Source organism: Azospira restricta, assembly GCF_016858125.1.
Lineage (GTDB): Bacteria > Pseudomonadota > Gammaproteobacteria > Burkholderiales > Rhodocyclaceae > Proximibacter > Proximibacter restrictus.
On the sequence record NZ_CP064781.1, the window covers coordinates 834295 to 856299 of the forward strand.

The window sequence follows — 22005 nt, forward strand, 5'->3', positions numbered from 1 at the left end:
CCATGAGCGAAGACGATCCCTACCTCTGCGTCGGCGTCTGCATGCCCGATCCCGACTCCGGCTATTGCCTCGGCTGCGGCCGGCCACCGCTGCCGTCGCCGGCCGATGCCGTCGTCGCCGAGGCGGCGCCGCAGCCGCTGCCCGAACCGCTGCCCGCGTCGGGCGACCCGGACACGCCGGCATGAGCGAGCGCATCCCGCCCCCGAACCTGCCCGACAGCCTGCTCGTGCTCGAGCGCGGCTGGCTGTCGTCGAACAACGTCGTCTTCTTCGAGGGCGAGGCGGCGGCGCTGGTCGACAGCGGCTACGTCAGCCACGCCGCGCAGACCGTCGCGCTGCTCGAGCGCGCGCTCGCCGGCCGTCGGCTGACGCACCTGATCAACACGCACTCGCACTCCGACCACATCGGCGGCAATGCCGCGGTGCAGACCGCCTTCGGCTGCCGCATCACGGTCCCCGCCGGGATCGCCGCGACCATCGCCGACTGGGACGAGGCGGCGCTGCTGCTGTCGCCGCTCGGCCAGCGCGCGGCGCGCTTCGCGCACGACGCGACCTACGCCGCCGGCGACTCGTTCGTGCTCGGCGAGTTGGAATGGCGGGCGCTCGCCGTCCCCGGCCACGACATGGACGCGCTGGCGCTGTACAACCCGGAGAAGCGCCTGCTGATCTCCGGCGACGCGCTGTGGCAGGACGGCTTCGGCGTCATCTTCTCCGAGCTGCTCGGCAACCCGGACGGTTTGAAGGCGACCCGCGAAACGCTGGAAATGCTGGCGCGGCTGCCGATCGATGCGGTCATCCCCGGCCACGGCGCGCCCTTCGCCGACGTGCCCGAGGCCTTCGAGCGCGCCTTCATGCGGCTTGCGGCCTTCGAGCAGAACATCGAGCGCCTGGCGCGGCACGCGCTGAAGGTGATGCTCGCCTTCTTCATGCTGGAGAAGCGCCAGCTGCCGCGCGACACGCTGCCCGAGTTCCTCGCCGGGCTTGCCTTCGTGCAGAACGTGAACATCCGCTACCTCGGCTACGACGACGAATCGCTCGCCGACTGGCTGGTCGCCGACCTCACCCGTGCCGGCGCGCTGCGCGAAGAGGACGGCCTGCTGCTCGCGACCTGACGCAACGCGACCCGCCGGCGTATGCTTGCAGCAAAACGGAGGGTTTCGATGTCAGGAAAGAAATGCCTGCGCAGCGCGCTCGTCGCGCTTTCCATGCTGTCGGTCGCCGTCGCCGCCGCGGCGCCGCTCAAGCTCATCGGCTTCGCCGACATGTCCTGCCGCGCCTGGATCGCGTCGAAGGACGACGCGGAGCAGCGCGCGCAATACGTGGCCTGGGTGCGCGGCGTGCTCACCGGCCACAACTACGCCAACCAGAGCCGGCAGGTGTCGGAAATCTCCAGCGGCACCGTCGACAACTACGTCACCCGCTACTGCTCCCAGCATGCGCAAGGCTTGTTCAGCGACGCCGCGCTGCGCATGAGCGACGAGTTCTCCGGCCGCAACGCCCCGATCACCAAATAGCTACGGCAGCGCACCACGCGCCGGCATCGGCAACGCCGCGTTGCGACCAGCGCTCGCCTGCCGGTTTGACAACGCCGGCCACGACGTCTAGACCTAACTAGTCGCAACGCCGGTATGGCGGCGGGATTTTCCTTTCCCGTTCGGCGCTTCCGAACAGCATGCGGCTGCGCGTTTCATTCCCCACAGGAGGCGAAAATGAGAAAAGCAATCTTTGGCCTGGCCCTGCTCGCGGCATCGGTCGGCGCCTTTCCCCAGGATGTCGGCATGGTCTCCCGGGAAAGCAAGTATTCCGTCGTCGAAACCGCCGATCGCCTGGAGAAGGCCATCCAGGCCAGCGGCACGTACAAGATCTTCCTGCGCATGGATCACGCAGCCAACGCGAAGGAGGTCGGTGCCAGCCTGCGTCCCTCGCAGCTGATCCTCTTCGGCAACCCGAAGGGCGGCGCGCCGCTGCTCGCCGAGGCGCCGACGCTGGGGCTCGACCTGCCCAACCGCGCGCTGGTCTGGGAAGACGCCGCCGGCAAGGTCTGGCTGACCTACAACGATGTCCGCCAGACCCTGGGCCGGCATGGCGTCAAGCGCAGCGACGAACAGCTGAAGGTGATCGACGACCGGCAGAAGGTGCTCTTCGACAAGGCTGTCGACTAGCGGCGTTCCGCGGTCCGCCCGCTACTCCTTCGCCGCCGGCCGCCCCCATCCCTCCAGCTTCGCCTTCAGCGCCGGCAGCGCCTGTGCGGCGGCCTTCTCGCCCTCGAGCACGGCGAGGTGGCGCGTCCTGAAGTCGGCCGAGGCGAGCTGGCTGATGTCGGGGCGGATGACCACGTCGGCCTGCGGCAGCTCGTTGCGGTTGAGGCTCTGCCCCATGATCGCGAAGGTCTGCAGCAGCACGTCGAGGCTGCTCTTCGTCTTGCCCGCCTGCGGCCGGTTCGAGATGTCGACGGCGATCACGAAGGTGGCGCCCATCTCGCGCGCGAAGCGCACCGGCACCGGGCTGACCAGGCCGCCATCGACGTACTCGCGGCCGCGGATCGCGACCGGCTGGAAGACGCCGGGGACGCTGCTCGATGCGCGCACCGCGGTGCCGGTGTCGCCGCTGCGGAAGACGATCGGCTCGCCGCTGGCGAGGTCGGTGGCGACGGCGCCGAATTTCTTCGGCAGCTTCTCGATCGGCGCGTTGCCGATCGCCTTGTTGATGAAGGCAGCCAGCGCGTCGCCCTTCAACACGCCGCGGTCGGGCAGCGACCAGTCGCTGACCTGCGACTCGTCGAGGCTGATCGCCAGCGTCTGCAACTCGAAGCCGTTCTTGCCGGCGGCGTACATCGCGCCGACCACCGAGCCGGCACTGGTGCCGACGACGATGTCGGGAACGATGCCCTGCGCTTCCAGCGCCTTGATCACGCCGATGTGGGCGAAGCCCTTGGCGGCGCCGCCGCCGAGCGCCAGTGCGATCACCGGCTTCGCCGGCGGCGGGGGCGGTTCGGCGGTCTTCGCAGGGAACAGCGAACACGCGCTCAGCAGCAGCGCGAGCGCGCCGGCGGCGGCATGGCGGAAAGAGGGGAGCATGGCGGGGACCTGCATGGGTGCAACCTGGGAAATGGCGATTTTAGTGGTCCGCTTCGTAATTGCGAAGCGGACCGCTGCGCTCCGGAGTCACGCCGGTGTGCCGGCATGCGCCGGCGACGACGGGGATTTCGGCAGCTCGACGCGGAAGACGCTGCCCTTGCCCGGTTCGGAGCGGACCAGAATGCGGCCGCCGTGGTTGCGCACGACGCGCTGGCTGACGGCGAGGCTCAGCCCGGTGCCGCTGCCGACCGGCTTGGTCGTGAAGAAGGGATCGAACAGGTGCGGCATCACTTGCTCGGCGATGCCGCAGCCGTTGTCGGCGACCTCGACAAAGACTTTGTCGCCGTCCTCGCCGCAGCGCAGCGTGATCGTGCCGCCGCCGCCGATCGCGTCGCCGGCGTTGTGCAGCAACGCCAGCAGCACCTGCGTCAGGTCGGCGCGCATGGCGCGGATCGGCGGCAGCGGCGCGTAGTCGCGGACGATCTGGGCGCCCGCCGGCAGGCGGTGCTGGGCGACCGCCAGCGCGCGGTCGAGCTCGCACGACAGGTCGGTGTCTTCCCAGGTGCCGCTGCGGTCCTCGGCGAAGGTCTGCAGGCTGGCGACGATTTGCTTGACGCGGTCGAGCCCGGTGCGCATTTCGTCGAACAGCTGCGGCATATCCTCCTTGATGAAGTCGATGTCCATCTCGCGCTTCAGCCGCGCCAGCGCCTCGCGCTCCACCGCCGGCAGCGCCGCCTCGCGCGCCGAGTAGGCGTCGGCCAGTTCGACCAGCGTCTCGGCGTTGCGCTTCAGCGCCGACTGGTTGGACATGACGAAGCCGATCGGGTTGTTGATCTCGTGCGCGATGCCGGCGGCGAGCTGGCCGACGCTCGCCATCTTGGCGCTCTGCAGCAGCTGCAGCTCGGTCTCGCGCAGCTCCTCGTAGGCGCGCTGCAGCTTGGCGTTGCCTTCGCCGAGCGCACGGTTGCTCTCGACCAGCTCCTGCTCGAAGGTCTTCTCGCGGGTGACGTCCTGGTACAGGCTGACGAAGCCGCCGACCGTGCCGTCGTCCTTGCGGATCACTTCGCCGCGGATGTCGATGAAATGCCCGTCCGGGCGCTTGCGCAGGAAATGGTGCGGCTCGAAGCGTTGCGCCAGTGCGACGCGCGCCGCCACCAGCTCGTCGATGTCGCCGCTGCCGTACTCGCCGCGTTCGGCGTTGTAGCGGAACAGCTCGGCGAGCGGCATGCCGACGCGCAACAGCGCTTCCGGGAAGTCGAGGATGTCGAGGAAGGCGCGGTTCCAGAACTTGACGCGGAGCCGCTCGTCGACGATCGAGACGCCGATCGGCATGTACTCGGCGGCGGCGATCAGGTCGCTGGCCGCCAGCGTGTCGAACTGCTGCGAAGTCGCCATGGTTCTTCTCCTCCTCTGTCTGCGGGCTGCCGCTCTCCGGCGGCATGGCGAGGCCGTTGCCGGCAACGGCCCGCAACCATGATAATCCAATCCGCCCACCCGTTCCCGGGCGCAAGGAGGACACCCATGCAGCAGATCCTGGTCTATGCCGACTCGCTTTCCTGGGGCATCGTGCCGACGACGCGCCAGCGCCTGCCGTTCGAGCAGCGCTGGCCGGGTGTCATGGAGATCGCGCTGACCGCCGCCGGCCACCGCGCGCGCGTGATCGAGGATTGCCTGAACGGCCGGCGCACGGTCTGGGACGACCCGTTCAAGCCGGGGCGCAACGGGCTGGTCGGGCTGGCGCAGCGGATCGAGATCCACTCGCCGCTGGCGCTGGTCGTGCTGATGCTCGGCAGCAACGACTTCCAGTCGATGCACCCGCACAACGCCTGGCATTCGGCGCAGGGCACGGCGACGCTGGTCGACGCCATCCGCAGGGCGCCGATCGAACCGGGGATGCCGGTGCCGCCGGTGCTGATCGTCGCGCCGCCGCCGATCGGCGAGCCGCAGGGGCCGCTGGCGCCGAAGTTCGCCGGCGGCCGCGAGAAGTGCGCCGGCCTCGCCGACGCGCTGCGCGAGACGGCGGCGACGCTCGGCTGCCCGTTCTTCGATGCCGGCAGCGTGACGCCGGTGAGCCCGCGCGACGGCGTGCATCTCGACGCCGACCAGCACCTGCGCCTCGGCCGTGCGCTGGCCGAGGTCGTCGCGCCGCTGCTGCCGGCGCCATGAGCTCCGTCCGCCTGCGCGCGCTGCGCGCCGACATCACGACGCTTGCCGTCGATGCGATCGTCAACGCGGCGAACACTTCGCTGCTCGGTGGCGGCGGCGTCGACGGCGCGATCCACCGCGCCGCCGGTCCCGAGCTGCTCGCCGAATGCCGCGGCCTCGGCGGCTGCGCCACCGGCGACGCGAAGATGACGCGCGGCTACCGGCTGCCGGCGCGGCACGTGATCCATACCGTCGGCCCGGTCTGGCACGGCGGCGGCGCCGGCGAGGCGGAGCTGCTCGCTGGCTGCTACCGTCGTTCGCTGCAGCTGGCCGGCGAAGCGGGCTTGGCCAGCATCGCCTTCCCCGGCATCAGCACCGGCGTCTACGGCTATCCGGTCGCCGCCGCGGCGGCCATCGCCGTCGCCACGGTGCGGCAGGCCGCGCCGCAGTATCCGACGCTCGCCGAGGTCGTCTTCTGCTGCTTCTCGGCGGCCGACCTCGCCGTCTACGAAGACCTTCTCGCCCGCCACTGACCGCCGATGACACGCCTGCTCCGCTGCCTGCCCCTCGTCCTCTTCTGCCACGCCGCGTCGGCGCAATGGGAAATGCTCGGTCGCAACGAGGACCTGCGCCTCTTCGTCGATCGCGGCACGGTGCAGCGCGACGGCGACGTCGCCACGCTCTGGCAGCTGGTCGACTACACCAGCGCGCAGTGGGTCGGCGCGATGACGGTGATGTCGGTGCACCAGCGCGTCGAATACGACTGCGCGGCGCGGCGCACGCGCACCGTTGCCGGCGCCGCCTATTCGGAGCAGATGGGGCGCGGCCGGCAGGTATTCACGGAGAAGGTGGCGAATCCGGAATGGGTCGCCATTCCCGCCGGCGGCACCGGCGAGGCGCTGTGGAAGATCGCCTGCGGCGCGCAGTGAACTGCGCGGCCGCGCGGCTCAGCGGGCGACCCGCGTGAGCACGCCGTTGTCGACCTTGACGCGGTCGCCGGCGAGGAGGGCCGGCTTCTCGGCGTAGCGGATCTGGCGCACCTCGCCGCTGTCCATGCGCACCGAGACCTGGTACTCGGTCTTTTCCCTGATCTTCTTCTCCACCTGGTAGCCGGCGTAGGCGCCGCCGGCGGCGCCGGCGACGGTGGCCACGGTCTTGCCGCTGCCCTTGCCGATCTGGTTGCCGAGCAGACCGCCGGCGACACCGCCGGCGACGGCGCCGAGGGCGCTGCCCTCGCCTTCGACCTTCACTTCGCGGACGTCGGTGACCTGGCCGCAGTTGCCGCAGCGTTCGGCGGCGAAGGCCGGGCTGCCGCCGGCGAGCAGCGCGGCGGCGAGGATCGGTAGCAGTCTGTTCATTGCGGACTCCTTCGTTGCTGGCGGTGCACGCACCGCCCGGAATTCCATTGTAGGACGCCCGCCGCGGCGCCGCAGCGGGCCGCCGGGCTCAGCCGCCGCCCTCGCCGGCGGGCGGCTCGCCCGGTTCGCCGCCGCCGTCGGCCGGCGCCGGCGGCGCCTCCTTTGCCGGCCGCGCGCGGGCCTTCGCCGGCTTCTTGTGCTTGCGCTCGACGCCGCCGAACTCCTGCCGCGCCGCCGCCATCTCGTGCAGCTGCTCGGCGACGCGGTAATTGACCGTGCCCTCGGGAACGTTGCCCTGCGCATCCGGCGTGCCGATCGGCAGTCCGGAGAGCAGCGCGATCGCCTGGTCGACGTGGTCGACGGCATAGACCGCGAACTGGCCGGCGGCGACCGTTTCGACCACGTCGTGGCGCAGCATCAGGTGCTGCACGTTGGCGGCGGGGATGATCACCCCCTGGCGGCCGGTCAGCCCGCGCGCCTTGCAGATGTCGAAGAAGCCCTCGATCTTCTCGTTCACGGCGCCGATCGGTTGCACTGCGCCGTGCTGGTTGACCGAGCCGGTCACCGCCAGCGACTGCGCCAGCGGCAACATCGCGATCGCCGACAGCAGCGCACACAGCTCGGCGAGCGACGCGCTGTCGCCCTCGATCTCGCCGTAGGACTGCTCGAAGGCGAGCGTCGCCGCGAGCGACAGCGGCGTCAGCCGGCCGAAGCGGGTGGCCAGGAAGGCGGCGAGGATCAGCACGCCCTTCGAATGCACCGGGCCGCCGAGTTCGACCTCGCGCTCGATGTCGACCACCTCGCCTTCGCCGAGGCGGACTCCGGCGGTGACGCGCACCGGCTGCGCGAAGCTGAAGTCGCCGAGCAGCGCGGCGGCGAGCCCGTTGACCTGGCCGATGGCGACGCCGTCGCTGGCGATCAGCAACAGGCCGCGCAGGATCGCGCTGTGCTGCTGCTCGCGCAGGCGGTCGGCGCGGCGCTCGGCGGCGACCAGCGCCTGCTCGACGTGGTGGCGCTCGATGCGCGTGGCGCCGGCCTTCGCCGCGCAGTGGTCGGCCTCGCGCAGCAGGTCGGCGAGCCGGCGCGTCTGCGTCGACAGCCGCGCCGCGTCGTCGGCCAGCCGCGCCGCGTGTTCGATGGCGCGCGCCAGCGCATCGCGTGACAGCGGCAGCAGGCCCTCGCGGCGCGCCAGCGTCGCCAGCAGGCGGGCGTAGAGCAGCGTGTTCTCGGCGCTGCGCTCGACGTCGCTCTCGAAGTCGGCGGCGACCTTGAACAGCTGCGCGAACTCCGGGTCGAGCTCGGCCAGCAGGTAGTAAACCAGGCGCTCGCCGACCAGCACCACCTTGAGGTCGATCGGCATCGGCTCCGGCTCCAGCTGCACCGTGCTCGCCAGCCCGTAGATCTCGCCCAGCGACTCGATGCGCACCTGCCGGCTGCCGAGCGCGCGCTTCAGGCCTTCCCAGGCGTAGGGCTGGACCAGCAGCTTGCCGGCGTCGAGGATCAGCGTGCCGCCGTTGGCGCGCTGCAGCGCGCCGGCGCGGATCAGCGTGAAGTTGGAGACGAGCACGCCCAGGTGCGCGAGGTGCTCGACGCGGCCGATCAGGTTCTGGAAGGTAGGGTGGTCCTCGCAGACCACCGGCGGCCCGGCGGTCCCGGCGTTGTCGACGAAGAGGTTGACCAGGTAGCGCTGCACCGAGATCGAGCCCGAGAACAGCAGCGTCTCCATCTCGTCCTCGCTCTTCTTCGTCTCGCGCAGCGTCTCGCCGGTGCCGACGACGTCCTCCAGGCAGGCGTCGAGGAAGGCGACGACGTCCGGCAGGTCGGCCCAGGCCGGCTTGATCTCGTCGATCAGGTGGCCGACCGCGAGGCGCAGCGCGTCACGGCTCAGCTCCTTGATGCGCGCCGCCTGCGCACGCCGCCACAGCGGGAATTCGCGCAGCAGCGAGGCCAGCCTGTCCTCGCACCCCTCCATCGCGTTCGCCAGCTCGGCGCGCCGTGCCTCCGGCAGCTCGCCGAACTCGTCCTCGGACAGGGTCTCGTCGCCGTCCTTCAGCGGTGCGAAGCCCATCCCGTCGTCCGCCTGCAGCAAGGCGATGCCGCGCCCCCGGGCGTCCTCGCCGAGCGCGGCGAGCGCATCCTCCTCGCGCTTCTTGTATTCGCGCTCGAGGGCCTCGATCTTGCTGCGGTAGTCGCTGCTCTCGAAGGCGGCCGAGATCGCCGTCGCCAGCTCGGCGACGAAGCCCTGCATCGTTTCCTTCAGCTGCCGGCCGCGGCCGGCGGGCAGGCGCAGCAGCCGCGGCCGCGTCGCCTGCGCGAAGTTGTTCACGTAGCACCAGTCGGCGGGCGCCTCGCCGGCGCCGCGGCTGCTGCCGATCAGCTCGTGCACCAGCGCGTGGCGGCCGCTGCCGGGATCGCCGAGGACGAACAGGTTGAAGCCGGGGCGGCCGATGCCGAGGCCGAAGCGCAGCGCCTCGACCGCGCGCTCGTGCGCGAAGCCGGCGCCGATCTCGGCCAGCTCCTCGCTGCCGGCGAAGGGCAGGTGGTCGGGGTTGCAGGGGGTGTACAGGCGCTCCGGCGGCAGCCGTTCGGCGCCGCTGGGGTCGCGGGTTTCGCTGGCGACGGGCATGGCCGGCCGGCTCAGCAAGGGGCGCTCGGCGCCGGGCGCGTGCGGGCGCCGCCGCCGCGGGTCAGCCGGGTCTCGTTCATTGTCGTTTCTCCCCGTCGTTGGCGCAGGTGCATGCTTCATTGTAGCGGCTCCCCGCGGCGCCGGTGCCGCCGCCGCTTTCTGCCCGTATAATCGGCGGCGCAGTCTGCGTTACTGCATGCATCGATCCGGGCGGCGCCTCGCGGCGCCGCGAATAAGCTGCCGCGACACCCGCGCGGCGGCGGTTGCCACAACGAGCGGGAGAAACCCGATGAGACACCCCTTGCGCCGTCTGGCGCTGAAGGGCGCGCTGGCCTGCGCGCTGACCGCCTCCTTTGCCACCTTCACCCCCATCGCCGCCGCCCAGGACAAGGTGCTGCGCGTCTCGGCGATTCCCGACGAGGCGCCGACCGAGCTGCAGCGCAAGTTCGCGCCGCTCGGCAGCTACCTGGAGAAGGAGACCGGGCTGAAGGTCAGCTTCGTCCCGGTGTCCGACTACGCCGCGGTGGTCGAGTCGCTGGCGACGAAGAAGCTCGACCTCGCCTGGCTCGGCGGCTTCACCTTCGTGCAGGCGAAGCTCCGCACCAACGGCACGGCGATCCCGATCGTGCAGCGCGAGGAAGACGCAAAGTTCACGTCGAAGTTCGTCAGCGCCGACCCGGCGATCAAGTCCTTCGCCGACCTGAAGGGCAAGACCTTCGCCTTCGGCTCGCCGTCCTCGACCTCGGGCCACCTGATGCCGCGCTTCTTCCTGCAGCAGGCCGGCGTCAGCCCGGACCGGGATTTCAAGAACGTCGCCTTCTCCGGCGCGCACGACGCGACGGTGGCCTTCGTCGCCGCCGGCAAGGCCGACGCCGGCGTGCTCAACGCCTCGGTCTGGGACAAGCTGGTCGAGCAGAAGAAGGTCGATGCCGACAAGGTGCGCGTGTTCGCGACGACGCCGCCGTACTTCGACTACAACTGGACGGTGCGCGGCGACCTCGACCCGCTGCTGGTGAAGAAGCTGACCGAGGCCTTCCTCAAGCTCGACGCGAGGAACCCCGAGCACGCCGAGATCATGCAGCTGCAGCGCGCGTCGAAGTTCATCGCGACCAGGCAGGCGAACTACGACGGCATCGAGCAGGCGGCGAAGGCCGCCGGGCTGCTGAAGTAAGACCACCGACCGCGGCGACGACGACGGTTCCCGCGTCGCGCCGCCGCGCTTTCGTGACGAAGGATTCATGACTTTCCGCCTCGACCAGGTCGCGCTGACCCATGCCAACGGCTGCACCGCGCTCGCCGGCGTCTCGCTCGCCGCGGCGGCCGGCGAGCGCATCGCCGTCGTCGGCCCGTCCGGCGCCGGCAAGACGACGCTGCTGCGCGTGCTCGGCGCCGCGCTGCGGCCGAGCGCCGGCCGCGTCGAGCTGCTCGGCGCCGACCCGTGGGCGCTGTCGGCGCCCGCGCTGCGCCTGCTGCGCGCCCGCCTCGGCGTCGTGCACCAGGCGCCGCCGCTGCCGCCGCGGCAGCGCGTGGTCACCGCCGTGCTCGCCGGCCGCCTCGGCCAGTGGCCGCTGTGGAAGAGCCTCGCCTCGCTCGTTTACCCGCTCGACATCGCCGGCGCGCGCGCGGCGCTCGCCCGCCTCGACCTCGGCGATCGCCTGTTCGACCGCTGCGATCGCATCTCCGGCGGCCAGCTGCAACGCGTCGGCATCGCCCGCGTGCTCTACCAGCAGCCGCAACTGATCCTCGCCGACGAGCCGGTGTCGGCGCTCGACCCGGCGCTGGCGCAGCAGACCGTGCGCGCGCTCGCCGCCGACGCCGCGGCGCGCGGCGCGACGCTGGTCGCCAGCCTGCACGCGGTCGACCTCGCGCTGGCCGAATTCCCGCGCATCGTCGGCGTCAGGGACGGGCGCATCGCCTTCGACCTGCCGTCGGCGCAGGTTTCCGAGTCGCTGCTGCGCGAGCTGTACGCGGCCGAGGGCGACGCGCTGCCGACCCTCGCCAACGAACCGCGCTTCGCCGCGCATCCGGTCGCAGTCGCCGGCCCGCGGGGCGTCTGTTGCTGATGACGGCCAGCGTCGCCCTGCGCGATCCCGCGGCGCGCGGCCGTGCGACGGCGCTGCTGGTCGCGCTGCTGCTGCTCTGGCCGCTGCTGCGGGTGGCCGAATTCGAGCCCGGCGCGATCTTCGCCGCGCAGAACCTGCGCACGATCGGCGCCTTCCTCGCCGGCTTCCTGCCGCCCGAGACCGGGCGTGAATTCCTCGCGCTGCTGCTGCGCGCGACGCTGGAGACGCTGGCCATCGCCACCGCCGGCATCGCGCTCGCCTTCGTCCTCGCCTTCCCGCTGGCGCTGCTGACGACGCGCGCGCTGGCCGCCGCCGAGATCGGCCCGGGGCCGGGGCGCACGCGCGCGCGCCTCGTCCATCACGCGCTGCGCGCGCTGCTGACGGTGCTGCGCGGCATCCCCGAACTGGTCTGGGCGCTGCTCTTCGTGCGCGTCTTCGGCCTCGGCCCGGCTGCCGGCGTGCTGGCGCTGGCGCTGACCTACGGCGGCATGCTGGCCAAGGTCTATTCCGAGATCCTCGAAGCGGGCGAGGCGCGGCCGGCGCGGGCGTTGCTCGAAGCCGGCGCCGGCCGCCTGCAGGCGCTCTGCTACGGCCTGCTGCCGGGCGCCGCGCCGGAGCTGACCTCGTATACCGTCTATCGCTGGGAATGCGCGGTGCGCGCCTCGGTGGTGATGGGCTTCGTCGGTGCCGGCGGCCTCGGCCAGCTGATGGACCAGGCGATGAAGATGCTCAACGGCGGCGAGGCGGCGACCATCCTGCTCGTCTTTCTTGCGCTGGTACTCGCCGCCGACGCGCTGTCCGCCTTCCTGCGCCGGCAGGTCGCCGCCGCCGGCACGCGTGGCGCCGTCGCCGGCGTCGGCGGCCGCGGCGGCGCCTTCGTCGCCGCGCTGCTGCCGGCCGTCGCCGCCAGCTTCGTCTTCCTCGACCTCGGCCTCGGTGCGCTGTTTACGCGCGACGCGCTGGTGCAGGCCGGCGACTTCCTGCGCGCCTTCTTCCCGCCCGCGTTCGCCGCCCCGTGGCTGGCGCGGGTCGCCTGGGGGGCGCTGGAGACGCTGGCGATCTCCGCGCTCGGCACGCTGCTCGCGGCTGCCGCCGGCTTCCTGCTGGCGCTGCCGGCGGCCGGGCGCTACGGCCGGCCGGCCGGCGCGGCCGCGCGCTTCCTGCTGAACGCGCTGCGCTCGGTGCCGGAACTGGTGTGGGCGACGCTGACCGCGCTCGCGGTTGGCCTCGGTCCCTTCGCCGGCGTGCTGGCGCTGGCGCTGCACACCGGCGGCGTGCTCGGCCGCCTGTTCGCCGAGGCGCTGCAGAACGCGCCGCCGACGCCGCGCGACGCGCTGCTCGCGGCCGGCGCGCGGCCGACGGCGGCCTTCCTCTACGGCACGCTGCCGGAGGTGGCGCCGCAGCTGCTCGCCTACACGCTCTACCGCTGGGAAATGAACATCCGCATGGCCGCCATCCTCGGCTTCGTCGGCGCCGGCGGGCTGGGGCAGCTGCTCTACTTCGAGCTGTCGCTGTTCCGCTACGGCGAGGCGAGCACGGTGATCGCGGCGATGCTGCTGCTGTCGATCGCCGTCGACGCGGCGAGCGCCGCCTTGCGCCGGCGCCTGTAACCGGCTCAGTCGTCGGCGCGGAAGGGCAGCACGCGTCCGCCGCCGGCTTCGCCGCCGAGCACGACGCGGTTGCGGCCGACGGCCTTGGCCCGGTAGAGCGCGTCGTCGGCGCAGCTCAGTGCCTCCTCGAGCGACAGCCCGTCGCCGTCGGCGATGCCGACGCTGAGCGAGAACTGCAGGCGGCGCCCGTCGGCCAGTTCGACGCTGTGCACGCTCAACGCATGGCGCAGGCGTTCGGCGAGCACCAGCGCTTCCGCCGGCGTCGTCTCCGGGAAGACGAAGGCGAACTCCTCGCCGCCGTAGCGGCAGGCGAGGTCGGCATGGCGCAGCGTGGCGCGCACCAGGTCGGCGAAGGCGCGCAGCGCCGCGTCGCCGGCGGCGTGGCCGTAACGGTCGTTGATCTGCTTGAAATGGTCGAGGTCGGCCAGCGCCACCGCGACGGGCCGCTCGTGGCGGCGGGCGCGCTCGAATTCGAGCGCGGCCAGCTGCATGAAGTGGCGGCGGTTGTCGAGGCCGGTCAGCGCGTCGGTGGAGGCCAGCTGCTCCAGCGCCAGGCGGGTTTGCGCATGTTCGTGCATCACCGTGCGCAACTGCCCGATCGCCGCCTCGACCGACTGCATCTCGTGCAGCGCGCTGCCGGGCGGCGGCGGCGGGGCAGTGCCGTCCTTCAGTCCGGCCAGGCTGGCGTCGATCTGCTGCAGCGGCCGGATCAGCAAGCGGCGGATCAGCAGCAGGAGGCCGCCGAGGAACAGCAGCACCAGGACCAGCACCGAGCGCAGCTTGTAGCGCGCCTGGCGGACGATCTCGCCCATCTGTTCCGCCTCGCGGTTGGCGAGGCTGACGCCGTCGACGGTGATGTCGTCGGCGGCCAGGCTGAGACGCTGCGACAGGCGCTTCCATTCCGCCAGCGTGTCGGCGTCGGGAGCGCCGCTGCGCGCCACCGCCGCCAGGAAGCGCTCGGCCTCCGTGGCCAGCGCGCGCGCGTCGCGCTGCTCCAGCACGCTCGGGTGGCTGGCCATCAGCGAGACGATGAACAGCGCCTGCTGCCGGGCCTGCGGCGTTTTCCCGGCGAGCACCCGCTCGCCTTCGAGGCGCATCACTTCCAGGTTGCGCGCCAGCCGCTGCTGTTCGATCGCGTACGGCAGCGCCTGCATCTGCAGCCGGGCCGCGGTCGACAGCAGGGCCGCCTGGTCCACTTCCAGCCAGGCGACGAAGCCTGCGAAGACCAGCCCGAACGCCGCCGCCACCCAAGCGAACAGTGTGCCGGCGCGCGGACCGCCGTGCGCGGCGGGGGGGGGCGGGTGGGCGGTCGGGGTTCATCGCGGCGCGCTCAATCGGCGAGGAAGGGCATGCGGCTGCGGACGATGCGCTGGAAGCTGCCGTCGTTGCGCATCGCGTCGAGCGCGCGATCGACCTCGCGGCGCAGGGCTTCCTCCGCCTTCGGCAGGATCAGGTGCACGGTTCCGCCCAGCCCGTCCTCGGTCAGCGGCGGGCCGACGAACTCGACGCTGCCCGGCGCCTGCTGCGCGAGCAGGAAGTAGGCGCCGCGCACCGGCATCAGCGCGAAGTCGGCGCGGCCGTCGAGCAGCGCGCGCAGCGCGTCGTCGATCGTCGCCGCCTCCTCGATCGCCAGCTGCTGTGCCGGTGCCCGCCGGGCCAGGAACTGGTGCTGCAGGCTGCCGCGCACGGCGGCGATGCGCATGCCGTGCAGCGCCTGTACGTGCAGCTCGCCGCCGTTGGCCGGCCGGTGGCGGCGGATCGCCGCCGGCGTGCCGACGAGGCGCGACGAGGCCCGCCACAGCGTCCGCGAGAAGAGCACCCGCGCCTCGCGCTCGGGGCTGCGCATGACGTTGCCGACGCCGAGCTGGAAGCGTCCGGCCTCGACGCCGGGGATGATCTCGGCGAACGGCAGCGGCTGCAGGCGGCAGCGTGCCAGCAGCCGTCGGCACAGCTCGCGGGTCAGCGCGTCGTTCAGCTCGGCGGTGGCGCTGGCTTCGCGGCCGTCGGGGCGGTCGCCGGCCGGCGCCGTGAGCAGCGTCGCCACCCGCAGCTCGCGCGCGGCCGCCGTCGCTGCAGCGGGCGCCAGCGTCGCCAGCAGTATCAGGCAGAGAAGGCGGCGAAGCGGCGTCATTGCAGCCGGAACGGCAGGAACTGCGTGTTGATCCGGTCGAAGCGGCCGTCGCGCTTGATCGCGTCGATCGCCGCGTCGATGCGCGCCTTCAGCTGCGGCTGCCCGGGGTCGATGCTGATGCAGACGTCGCCGGCGAGCGCCGCGTCGGCGACGATCGTCGGCCGCAGCTCGAGCGCCTGCAGCGACGGCTCGGCCATCAGCCGGACGGCGGTGGGCATCGGCACCAGCGCCGCGTCGGCGCCGCCGGCGACGAGCAGCGGCGGCAGCTCGGCGTGGCTGGCGACCGGTCGCAGCGACCAGCCCTGGGCCTCGGCGTGGCGCGCCTGCGCCGAGCCGCGGACCACCGCGACGCGGCTGCCGGCCTTGCCCGGCGTCGCCGCCGGGCGGCCGAGCCAGACGCTCAGCGAGCGGTAGTAGGGCTTGGAGAAGAGCACCTTGGCGCGGCGCTCGGGGGTCGCCAGCAGGCTGACCACGGCGAAGTCCGCGTCGCCGGCGGCGACCGTGTCGACGACCCGGTCGAGCGGGACCGGGCGCAGTTCGCAGGGGGTGCCCATCGTTTCGCACAACGCGTGCGCGACGGCGACGTTGAAGCCGGTCAGCCTACCCTGCTCGTCGACGTAGGACATCGGCGGCGAGTTGCCGATGATCGCCACGCGATAGGCCGCATCCGCCGCCCAGGCGCCGGCGCAGGCGAACAGCAGCGCGGCCAGCGCGAGCTTGGCCAGCGGTCTTTCCCGGTGAGCGGACGCGCGTCCGGACATGCCAGATCCTCCCGTCCGCAGTCTATCACCGCGTCCGCCGGCTTTCGATGCGTGCTGGCCTAATTGCCGAGCGCGTGTTCGACCAGGCGCACCCAGTAGCTGACGCCGAGCGCGAGGATCTCGTCGTTGAAGTCGTAATGCGGGTTGTGCAGCGTGCAGCCGCCGGTGCCCGGGCCGTTGCCGAGCCAGACGTAGCAGCCGGGCTTCTCGCGCAGCATGTAGGCGAAATCCTCGGCGCCCATCGACGGCAGTTCGTCCTTCCTGACCTTGTCGGCGCCGAGCGTGGCGGCGGCGATGCGGCGGCAGAGTTCGGTCTCGGCCGCGCTGTTCACCGTCGCCGGGTAGCGGTGGTCGAAGACGACGCCGATCTGCGCGCCGTGGGCGGCGGCGATGCCCGAGCACAGGCGCTCGATCGCGCGCTCGACGGTTTCCTGCACCTCCGGCTTGAAGCTGCGGATCGTGCCGCGCAGCACCGCCTCCTCGGGGATGATGTTCCAGGCGCTGCCGGAGTGGAACTGGGTGACGCTGACCACCGCCGACTCGCAGGGGTGCAGGTTGCGCGCGACCACCGTCTGCAGCGCCTGCACCAGCTGGCTGGCGGCGACGATGGTGTCGATCCCCTGGTGCGGCATCGCCGCGTGGCAGCCGTGGCCGCGCACGCTGATCTCGAAGGCGCAGGTGCCGGCCATCACCGGTCCCGGCATCACCGCCATCTCGCCGACCGGGATGCCCGGCCAGTTGTGCAGGCCGTAGACCGCCTCGACCGGGAACTGCTCGAACAGACCGTCCTCGATCATCACCGCCGCACCGCCTTCCGATTCCTCGGCCGGCTGGAAGATGCAGACGACACTGCCGTCGAAGTTGCGCTGCTCGGCCAGCCAGCGCGCGGCGCCGAGCAGCATCGTGGTGTGCCCGTCGTGGCCGCAGGCGTGCATGCGGCCCTCGTGCTTCGAGCGGTGCGGGAACTCGTTCATCTCCTTCAGCGGCAGCGCGTCCATGTCGGCCCTGAGGCCGATCATCCGCGACGACGTGCCGGCGCGGATGACGCCGACGACGCCGGTCTTCGCCAGCCCGCGATGCACCTCGATGCCGTACTTCGCCAGCTCGCCGGCGACCAGGTCGGCGGTGCGCGTCTCGGCGAAGGCGAGTTCGGGGTGGGCGTGGATGTCGCGGCGGATCGCGGCGAGGCTGGCGAGGAAGGCGGGGTCGAGCGGCAGCGGGGAGGCGACGGGCATCGGGGAACGTCCATGGAAAAGCGGACTCTGTAGTGTAGAACAGTCCTTCTTGTCCGCAAAAGCCCGCATCCGCTATCCTCCCGCCCATGCGTCTCGTCCTCATCAGCGGCCTCTCCGGCTCCGGCAAGTCGATCGCCCTCAAGATGCTTGAGGACAGCGGCTACTACTGCGTCGACAACCTGCCCTCGCAGCTGCTGCAGCAGCTCTGCGGCCAGCTCGACCAGCAGGGCTACGACAAGGTCGCGGTGGCGGTCGACATCCGCGGCGGCGATTCGCTGGAGATGCTGCCGCAGCAGCTGGAGGCGCTGCGCAACCAGGGGCTGCAGCCGAAGTTCCTGTTCCTCGACGCGAAGAACGAGATCCTGCTCAAGCGCTTCTCCGAGACGCGCCGCGCGCACCCGCTGGCGAAGGACGGCCGCTCGCTGGCCGAGGCCATCGGCGAGGAGCGCGAGCGCCTGGAGAGCCTCGCCGGCCTTGGCCACCACATCGACACCAGCGACCTCGCCGCGGCGACGCTGCGCGAGTGGGTGCGCCAGTTCATCGAGGCCGAACCGGGCGCAGGGCTGACGCTGATGTTCCAGTCCTTCGGCTTCAAGCACGGGCTGCCGCTCGACGCCGACTTCGTCTTCGACGTGCGCTGCCTGCCGAATCCGCACTACGACGCGGCGCTGCGTCCGCTGACCGGGCTCGACGAGGCGGTCGCCGACTTCCTCGACGACCAGCCCGACGTGCACCGCATGCGCGACGACATCCGCCGCTTCGTCTCGTCGTGGCTGCCGGCGTTCATCCGCGACAACCGCAGCTACCTCACGGTGGCCATCGGCTGCACCGGCGGCCAGCACCGCTCGGTCTTTCTCGCCGAGTGGCTGGCGCGCCAGTTCGCCGGCCGCGCGCGCGTCCTCGTCCGCCACCGGGAACTGGCTTGAACCCCTGGCTTTCGCTGCTGCGCCCCGGCGACTGGGCGGCCGCCGGCCTCGCCGCCGTCGCCGTCGCCGCCTCCTTCCCGCTGCTCTGGCAGGGCGGCGCCGCCGACAAGGCGGTGGTCCGCCGCAACGGCGAAGTGGTCGCCGAACTCGACCTGTCCAGGACGCGCACGCTCGCGGTCGCCGGCGCGCTCGGCACCACGGTGATCGCCGTCGAGCCCGGCCGCGCGCGCGTCGCCGCCGATCCCGGGCCGCGCCAGTACTGCGTGCGCCAGGGCTGGCTCAGGCGCCCCGGCGAGATCGCGATCTGCGCACCGAACCACGTCAGCCTGCAGATCGCCGGCAGGAACAACGGCTTTGACTCGCTCGCCTACTGAGCCGGCGTCGCGCACGCTGGCGACCACCGCCGACGACCACCGCATCGCGCGCCTGGCCGCCGCCGCGATCGCGCTGTCGCTGGTCGACGCGGCGATTCCGCTGCCGCTGCCCGGCGTCAAGCCGGGGCTGGCCAACATCGTCACGCTGCTGGTCCTCTACCGCTACGGCTTTGCCACCGCCGCCTGGGTCAGCGCGCTGCGCGTCGTCGCCGGCGGCCTGCTGCTCGGCCACTTCCTCGCCCCCGGCTTCTTCCTCAGCCTGACCGGCGCCGCCGCCAGCCTGGCCGTTCTCGCCGCCGCGCAGTACCTGCCGCGGCGCTGGTTCGGGCCGGTGACGCTGTCGCTCGTCGCCGCCTTCGCGCACATCGGCGGCCAGCTGCTGCTCGCCCGCGCCTGGCTGATCCCGCACGACGGCGTCTTCCTGCTGGCGCCGGTGTTCTTTGCCGCGGCGCTGTTCTTCGGCATCATCAACGGACTGATCGTCGCCCGCCTGCTCGGCGAGCGCGAAGCCGCGGAGCCGCAACATGCCTGAAACCGTCTGTCTCGCCCTGACCGGAGCTTCCGGCATGCCCTACGGCATCCGCCTGCTCGAATGCCTGCTCGCCGCCGGCTGCCGCGTGCAGCTGCTCTACTCGCAGGCGGCGCAGGTGGTGGCCAAGCAGGAGATGGGGCTCGACCTGCCGTCGCGGCCGCAGGAGCTCGCCGCGCATTTCCGCGCGCAGTTCGCGGCGACGATCGCCGGCAGCGGCGGCGCGCTCGACGTCTACGGCCGCGAGGAATGGTTCGCGCCGGTCGCGAGCGGCTCCAACCCGCCCGATGCGATGGTCGTCTGCCCGTGCTCGATGGGCACGCTGGCGGCGATCGCGCAGGGGCTCGCCGACAACCTGATCGAGCGCGCCGCCGACGTCGCGCTGAAGGAGCGCCGGCCGCTGGTGCTGGTGCCGCGCGAGACGCCGTTCTCCGCGATCCACCTCGAGAACATGCTGCGCCTTTCCCGCGCCGGCGCCGTGATCCTGCCGCCCAACCCCGGCTTCTATACCCACCCGCAGTCGGTGCAGGACGTCGTCGACTTCGTCGTCGCGCGCATCCTCGACCAGCTCGGCGTTGCGCACACGCTGATGAAGCGCTGGGGCGAGGCGTGAGCTGGCGCGGCCTGTTCGGCGGCGGCAAGGCGCCGCCGCCGGCGCCGGAGCGGCTGCGCATTCCGCTGTTCCCGCTGAAGTCGGTGCTGTTTCCCGGCGGCACGCTGGCGCTGAAGGTCTTCGAGCAGCGCTACCTGGACATGACCGCCGACTGCATGAAGCGCGAGGCGCCGTTCGGCGTCTGCCTGATCGCCAGCGGCCAGGAGGTCGGCGCGCCGGCGGTGCCGCATGCGGTCGGCACCTTGGCGCACGTCGCCAGCTGGGAGATGGAGGAGCTTGGCATCCTGCTGCTCGCAGTGCGCGGCGGCCGCCGCTTCCGCATCCTGGCGAGCGAGACCGCCGCCGACGGCCTGCTGCGTGCCGAGGTCGAGCTGTTGCCGGAGGCCGCCGGCGTCGCCGTGCCGGCGGCGCAGCGCGGGCTGCTGCCGCTCCTGGAGAAGGTGGCCTCGGACATCGGCCCGGAAAAGATGCCGCTGCCGCACGACTGGAACGACGCTGCCTGGGTCGGCTACCGGCTGACCGAGGTGATGCCGGTGCAGCTGCTCGCCAAGCAGAAGCTGCTCGAACTCGACGACGCCGTCGCGCGCCTGGAAATCCTCTTCAAGTATCTGTCCCAGCGCGGCCTGGTCAAGTAGCCGCGGCCAGCCGCTCGAGCAGCTTGCGCACCGGCGCCGGCAGCGCCGCCGATGCAGCCGCGTCGATCGCCACCCATTCGAGCGCGGCGGCGGCGTCGCAGGCCGCCGGCGGCGGCGCCGCGACCGGGCAGCGCCACGGCTGCAGCGTCAGCCGGAAATGCGTGAAGGCGTGCTTCAGCGCGGGCAGCGCCTCGGCAGCACCGAGCGGCCGCAGTCCGAAGCGCGCGGCGAGTTCCGGCGGCTGTCCTTCCGGCGGCGCCAGCAGGCCGCCCCAGATGCCGCTCGGCGGCCGCCGCTCGAGCAGCACGCGGTCGCCGGCGACGAACAGCGTGACCGTGCTCTCCCGCTCGGGGACCGCCTTCGCCGGCCGCGCCGCCGGCAGTTCGCCCTGCCGGCCGTCGCGCTCGGCGACGCACAGGCCGCGCAGCGGACACTCGCCGCAGCGCGGTTTGCCGCGCGTGCACAGCGTCGCGCCGAGGTCCATCTGTCCCTGCGTGTAGGCCTCGATGTCGGCGGCGGGCAGCAGCGATTCGGCGAGCGCCCACAGCTCGCGCTCGACCGCGGCCTGCCCGGGAAAGCCGTCGACGCCGAAGCAGCGGGCCAGCACGCGCTTGACGTTGCCGTCGAGGATGGCGCCGCGCTCGCCGAAGGCGAAGGCGGCGATCGCCGCCGCCGTCGATTTGCCGATCCCGGGCAGTTCGGCGATCAGCGCCGCCGATTCGGGAAAATTCCCGCCGTGCCCGGCGACGATCGCCTGCGCGCAGCGGTGCAGGTTGCGCGCCCGCGCGTAGTAGCCGAGCCCGGCCCACAGCTCGAGCACCGCCGCCAGCGGCGCCGCGGCGAGGCTGGCGAGGTCGGGAAAGCGCGCGAGGAAGCGCGCGTAGTACGGAATCACCGTCGCCACCTGCGTCTGCTGCAGCATGATCTCCGACAGCCAGATGCGGTACGGGTCGCGCGTGCGCTGCCAGGGCAGGTCGTGGCGGCCGTGGCGCTTCTGCCAGGCGACCAAGCGGGCGGCGAAGTCGTTCATGCGGGAATTCTCGGGCAAAGGGAGGGTCGACAGCGGTAGCGGGCAGCGGGGATAATCGCCGGCTCGCCCGATGCTATCACGGCCCCGATTGATGAGTTCCCATTCCGACCACGGCGGCAGTTCCGCCACCTCGCCCCTCTACTGCCCGGCCTGCGACGACGGCCCGGGCGGCCAGGAGACGCGCGGTGACTACGACTGCCGCGCCTTCCGCGATGCGCTCGGCAGCTTCGCCACCGGCATCGCCGTCGTCACCGCCTGCGCGCCGGACGGCGAGTTCGTCGGGCTGACCGTCAATTCCTTCAACTCGGTCTCGCTCGATCCGCCGCTGGTGCTGTGGAGCCTCGACCTCGGCTCGCCGAACCTGGAGTCCTTCCGCAGCGCCAGCCACTACGTCGTGAACATCCTCGCCGCCGAACAGACCGAGGTCTCGCAGCGCTTCGCGACGCGCATGCCGGACCGCTTCGGCGACCTGCAGCTATGCACCGGCGCTGGCGGCGCGCCGCTGCTGCACGGCTGTTGCGCGTGGTTCGAATGCGCCAACGAGGTCCAGTACCCGGGCGGCGACCACCTGATCTTCGTCGGCCGCGTCGAGCGTTTCTCGCACGATCCGGCGCGGCGGCCGCTGATCTACCACGGTGGCCGCTACCGCAGCCTGGCGCGGGATTGAACGGCCCCGCGCTTTCGGCATAGAATGCGTCCTCCCGCGCCTTCCCGGGCGCGGCATGCGGGTGTCGTATAATGGCCATTACCTCAGCTTCCCAAGCTGATGACGAGGGTTCGATTCCCTTCACCCGCTCCACTGCATCATTCTGCGGACTTCCGCGGAAGTCCAAGAGAGTCTGCAAGTCGTTGCCACACAAGGACTTTTCCTTTCTTTGACGTTCTGCCGTAGT

General features: G+C 72.0%; 25 protein-coding genes and 1 tRNA gene. 17 read left to right on the forward strand and 9 right to left on the reverse strand.

Going from position 1 to position 22005, the window contains the following annotated elements; translation table 11 throughout:
- The first annotated feature begins 2 nt into the window (after positions 1–2).
- From IWH25_RS04000 to IWH25_RS04015, 4 genes are all read left to right on the forward strand, one after another.
- Positions 3–185 carry a DUF1289 domain-containing protein gene (locus IWH25_RS04000; RefSeq protein WP_203388070.1) on the forward strand — a complete coding sequence of 61 codons (183 nt, stop codon included), beginning with the start codon at positions 3–5 and terminating at the stop codon, positions 183–185.
- Positions 182–1111: an MBL fold metallo-hydrolase gene (locus IWH25_RS04005; RefSeq protein WP_203388071.1), complete on the forward strand. Its 930-nt coding sequence runs from the start codon at positions 182–184 to the stop codon at positions 1109–1111. Before IWH25_RS04000 ends, IWH25_RS04005 begins: the two co-directional genes overlap by 4 nt.
- 48 nt (positions 1112–1159) lie before the next feature.
- Positions 1160–1513: a hypothetical protein gene (locus tag IWH25_RS04010; protein WP_203388072.1), complete on the forward strand. Its 354-nt coding sequence runs from the start codon at positions 1160–1162 to the stop codon at positions 1511–1513.
- A gap of 195 nt (positions 1514–1708) precedes the next feature.
- Positions 1709–2161 (forward strand): DUF302 domain-containing protein, encoded by a 453-nt coding sequence (locus tag IWH25_RS04015; RefSeq protein ID WP_203388073.1) that lies wholly within the window; start codon positions 1709–1711, stop codon positions 2159–2161.
- Between the two features lie 21 nt (positions 2162–2182).
- Here IWH25_RS04015 and IWH25_RS04020 read toward each other — a convergent pair whose 3' ends face one another.
- Both IWH25_RS04020 and IWH25_RS19180 read right to left on the reverse strand, forming a co-directional pair.
- The gene (locus tag IWH25_RS04020; protein ID WP_238998995.1) at positions 2183–3076 is read right to left on the reverse strand and encodes a patatin-like phospholipase family protein; all 894 of its coding nucleotides are present in this window, start codon (positions 3074–3076) and stop codon (positions 2183–2185) included.
- Positions 3077–3163: 87 nt separating this feature from the next.
- Positions 3164–4471, reverse strand: a complete 1308-nt coding sequence (locus tag IWH25_RS19180) for a PAS domain-containing sensor histidine kinase (RefSeq protein WP_203388075.1) — start codon at positions 4469–4471, stop codon at positions 3164–3166.
- A 126-nt stretch (positions 4472–4597) separates the two neighbouring features.
- Here IWH25_RS19180 and IWH25_RS04030 point away from each other — a divergent pair, with 126 nt between their 5' ends.
- From IWH25_RS04030 to IWH25_RS04040, 3 genes are read left to right on the forward strand one after another with little or no spacing between them, the layout of a single operon-like run.
- Positions 4598–5242: an SGNH/GDSL hydrolase family protein gene (locus tag IWH25_RS04030; RefSeq protein WP_203388076.1), complete on the forward strand. Its 645-nt coding sequence runs from the start codon at positions 4598–4600 to the stop codon at positions 5240–5242.
- Positions 5239–5754 carry an O-acetyl-ADP-ribose deacetylase gene (locus IWH25_RS04035; protein ID WP_203388077.1) on the forward strand — a complete coding sequence of 172 codons (516 nt, stop codon included), beginning with the start codon at positions 5239–5241 and terminating at the stop codon, positions 5752–5754. The genes IWH25_RS04030 and IWH25_RS04035 overlap by 4 nt, the downstream gene beginning before the upstream one ends.
- Positions 5755–5760: 6 nt before the next feature.
- Positions 5761–6150 carry a surface-adhesin E family protein gene (locus tag IWH25_RS04040; protein WP_203388078.1) on the forward strand — a complete coding sequence of 130 codons (390 nt, stop codon included), beginning with the start codon at positions 5761–5763 and terminating at the stop codon, positions 6148–6150.
- Positions 6151–6168: 18 nt separating this feature from the next.
- Here IWH25_RS04040 and IWH25_RS04045 read toward each other — a convergent pair whose 3' ends face one another.
- On the reverse strand, positions 6169–6579 hold the full coding sequence (locus tag IWH25_RS04045; protein WP_238998996.1) for a glycine zipper 2TM domain-containing protein: 411 nt from the start codon (positions 6577–6579) through the stop codon (positions 6169–6171).
- A gap of 88 nt (positions 6580–6667) precedes the next feature.
- Positions 6668–9205 (reverse strand): Lon protease family protein, encoded by a 2538-nt coding sequence (locus tag IWH25_RS04050; protein ID WP_203388080.1) that lies wholly within the window; start codon positions 9203–9205, stop codon positions 6668–6670.
- 289 nt (positions 9206–9494) lie between these two features.
- On the opposite strand from IWH25_RS04050, the gene IWH25_RS04055 reads away from it, so the two are divergent.
- The 3 genes from IWH25_RS04055 (at position 9495) to phnE (ending at position 12878) form a co-directional block, all read left to right on the forward strand.
- The gene (locus IWH25_RS04055) at positions 9495–10376 is read left to right on the forward strand and encodes a putative selenate ABC transporter substrate-binding protein (RefSeq protein ID WP_203388081.1); all 882 of its coding nucleotides are present in this window, start codon (positions 9495–9497) and stop codon (positions 10374–10376) included.
- Positions 10377–10443: 67 nt separating this feature from the next.
- A complete protein-coding gene (locus IWH25_RS04060) occupies positions 10444–11268 on the forward strand; it encodes a phosphonate ABC transporter ATP-binding protein (RefSeq protein ID WP_203388082.1) in 825 nt (274 codons plus the stop codon).
- Positions 11268–12878, forward strand: a complete 1611-nt coding sequence (gene phnE, locus IWH25_RS04065; RefSeq protein ID WP_203388083.1) for a phosphonate ABC transporter, permease protein PhnE — start codon at positions 11268–11270, stop codon at positions 12876–12878. Before IWH25_RS04060 ends, phnE begins: the two co-directional genes overlap by 1 nt.
- A gap of 5 nt (positions 12879–12883) precedes the next feature.
- Here phnE and IWH25_RS04070 read toward each other — a convergent pair whose 3' ends face one another.
- From IWH25_RS04070 to IWH25_RS04085, 4 genes are all read right to left on the reverse strand, one after another.
- Positions 12884–14125 (reverse strand): GGDEF domain-containing protein, encoded by a 1242-nt coding sequence (locus IWH25_RS04070; RefSeq protein WP_203388084.1) that lies wholly within the window; start codon positions 14123–14125, stop codon positions 12884–12886.
- Between the two features lie 83 nt (positions 14126–14208).
- Complete coding sequence (locus IWH25_RS04075; protein WP_203388085.1) at positions 14209–15009, reverse strand: substrate-binding periplasmic protein; 801 nt, start codon at positions 15007–15009, stop codon at positions 14209–14211.
- On the reverse strand, positions 15006–15770 hold the full coding sequence (locus tag IWH25_RS04080; protein ID WP_203388086.1) for a substrate-binding periplasmic protein: 765 nt from the start codon (positions 15768–15770) through the stop codon (positions 15006–15008). Before IWH25_RS04080 ends, IWH25_RS04075 begins: the two co-directional genes overlap by 4 nt.
- A gap of 59 nt (positions 15771–15829) precedes the next feature.
- Positions 15830–17005 (reverse strand): M20 aminoacylase family protein, encoded by a 1176-nt coding sequence (locus IWH25_RS04085; protein WP_203388087.1) that lies wholly within the window; start codon positions 17003–17005, stop codon positions 15830–15832.
- Between the two features lie 86 nt (positions 17006–17091).
- On the opposite strand from IWH25_RS04085, the gene rapZ reads away from it, so the two are divergent.
- The 5 genes from rapZ to IWH25_RS04110 are packed head-to-tail and all read left to right on the forward strand — an operon-like array spanning position 17092 to position 20082.
- The gene (gene rapZ / locus IWH25_RS04090; protein WP_203388088.1) at positions 17092–17931 is read left to right on the forward strand and encodes an RNase adapter RapZ; all 840 of its coding nucleotides are present in this window, start codon (positions 17092–17094) and stop codon (positions 17929–17931) included.
- Complete coding sequence (locus tag IWH25_RS04095; protein ID WP_203388089.1) at positions 17928–18305, forward strand: NusG domain II-containing protein; 378 nt, start codon at positions 17928–17930, stop codon at positions 18303–18305. Before rapZ ends, IWH25_RS04095 begins: the two co-directional genes overlap by 4 nt.
- Positions 18286–18837, forward strand: a complete 552-nt coding sequence (locus IWH25_RS04100; RefSeq protein ID WP_203388090.1) for a Gx transporter family protein — start codon at positions 18286–18288, stop codon at positions 18835–18837. Before IWH25_RS04095 ends, IWH25_RS04100 begins: the two co-directional genes overlap by 20 nt.
- Entirely contained in the window at positions 18830–19447 is a 618-nt protein-coding gene (locus IWH25_RS04105; protein WP_203388091.1) for a flavin prenyltransferase UbiX, read from the forward strand. Before IWH25_RS04100 ends, IWH25_RS04105 begins: the two co-directional genes overlap by 8 nt.
- Entirely contained in the window at positions 19444–20082 is a 639-nt protein-coding gene (locus IWH25_RS04110) for an LON peptidase substrate-binding domain-containing protein (RefSeq protein ID WP_238998997.1), read from the forward strand. Before IWH25_RS04105 ends, IWH25_RS04110 begins: the two co-directional genes overlap by 4 nt.
- Here the strand turns inward: IWH25_RS04110 and mutY are convergent.
- Complete coding sequence (mutY, locus tag IWH25_RS04115) at positions 20075–21112, reverse strand: A/G-specific adenine glycosylase (RefSeq protein ID WP_203388092.1); 1038 nt, start codon at positions 21110–21112, stop codon at positions 20075–20077. The two genes, IWH25_RS04110 and mutY, sit on opposite strands and share 8 nt — an antisense overlap.
- Before the next feature lie 91 nt (positions 21113–21203).
- Between mutY and IWH25_RS04120 the strand changes: the two genes are divergently transcribed.
- Together IWH25_RS04120 and IWH25_RS04125 are read left to right on the forward strand one after the other, a co-directional pair.
- Complete coding sequence (locus tag IWH25_RS04120; protein WP_203388093.1) at positions 21204–21779, forward strand: flavin reductase family protein; 576 nt, start codon at positions 21204–21206, stop codon at positions 21777–21779.
- Between the two features lie 57 nt (positions 21780–21836).
- A tRNA-Gly gene (locus IWH25_RS04125) sits at positions 21837–21911 on the forward strand.
- Positions 21912–22005 lie beyond the last annotated feature (94 nt).

Coding starts and splice junctions, on each gene's coding strand:
- IWH25_RS19180 (WP_203388075.1), bottom strand. CDS start 4,471: ATGGCGACTTCGCAGCAGTTCGACACGCTGGCGGCCAGCGACCTGATC.
- IWH25_RS04040 (WP_203388078.1), top strand. CDS start 5,761: ATGACACGCCTGCTCCGCTGCCTGCCCCTCGTCCTCTTCTGCCACGCC.
- IWH25_RS04000 (WP_203388070.1), top strand. CDS start 3: ATGAGCGAAGACGATCCCTACCTCTGCGTCGGCGTCTGCATGCCCGAT.
- IWH25_RS04005 (WP_203388071.1), top strand. CDS start 182: ATGAGCGAGCGCATCCCGCCCCCGAACCTGCCCGACAGCCTGCTCGTG.
- IWH25_RS04120 (WP_203388093.1), top strand. CDS start 21,204: ATGAGTTCCCATTCCGACCACGGCGGCAGTTCCGCCACCTCGCCCCTC.
- IWH25_RS04055 (WP_203388081.1), top strand. CDS start 9,495: ATGAGACACCCCTTGCGCCGTCTGGCGCTGAAGGGCGCGCTGGCCTGC.
- phnE (WP_203388083.1), top strand. CDS start 11,268: ATGACGGCCAGCGTCGCCCTGCGCGATCCCGCGGCGCGCGGCCGTGCG.
- IWH25_RS04080 (WP_203388086.1), bottom strand. CDS start 15,770: ATGTCCGGACGCGCGTCCGCTCACCGGGAAAGACCGCTGGCCAAGCTC.
- IWH25_RS04010 (WP_203388072.1), top strand. CDS start 1,160: ATGTCAGGAAAGAAATGCCTGCGCAGCGCGCTCGTCGCGCTTTCCATG.
- IWH25_RS04035 (WP_203388077.1), top strand. CDS start 5,239: ATGAGCTCCGTCCGCCTGCGCGCGCTGCGCGCCGACATCACGACGCTT.
- IWH25_RS04105 (WP_203388091.1), top strand. CDS start 18,830: ATGCCTGAAACCGTCTGTCTCGCCCTGACCGGAGCTTCCGGCATGCCC.
- IWH25_RS04085 (WP_203388087.1), bottom strand. CDS start 17,005: ATGCCCGTCGCCTCCCCGCTGCCGCTCGACCCCGCCTTCCTCGCCAGC.
- IWH25_RS04045 (WP_238998996.1), bottom strand. CDS start 6,579: ATGAACAGACTGCTACCGATCCTCGCCGCCGCGCTGCTCGCCGGCGGC.
- IWH25_RS04020 (WP_238998995.1), bottom strand. CDS start 3,076: ATGCTCCCCTCTTTCCGCCATGCCGCCGCCGGCGCGCTCGCGCTGCTG.
- rapZ (WP_203388088.1), top strand. CDS start 17,092: ATGCGTCTCGTCCTCATCAGCGGCCTCTCCGGCTCCGGCAAGTCGATC.
- mutY (WP_203388092.1), bottom strand. CDS start 21,112: ATGAACGACTTCGCCGCCCGCTTGGTCGCCTGGCAGAAGCGCCACGGC.
- IWH25_RS04075 (WP_203388085.1), bottom strand. CDS start 15,009: ATGACGCCGCTTCGCCGCCTTCTCTGCCTGATACTGCTGGCGACGCTG.
- IWH25_RS04050 (WP_203388080.1), bottom strand. CDS start 9,205: ATGCCCGTCGCCAGCGAAACCCGCGACCCCAGCGGCGCCGAACGGCTG.
- IWH25_RS04030 (WP_203388076.1), top strand. CDS start 4,598: ATGCAGCAGATCCTGGTCTATGCCGACTCGCTTTCCTGGGGCATCGTG.
- IWH25_RS04060 (WP_203388082.1), top strand. CDS start 10,444: ATGACTTTCCGCCTCGACCAGGTCGCGCTGACCCATGCCAACGGCTGC.
- IWH25_RS04015 (WP_203388073.1), top strand. CDS start 1,709: ATGAGAAAAGCAATCTTTGGCCTGGCCCTGCTCGCGGCATCGGTCGGC.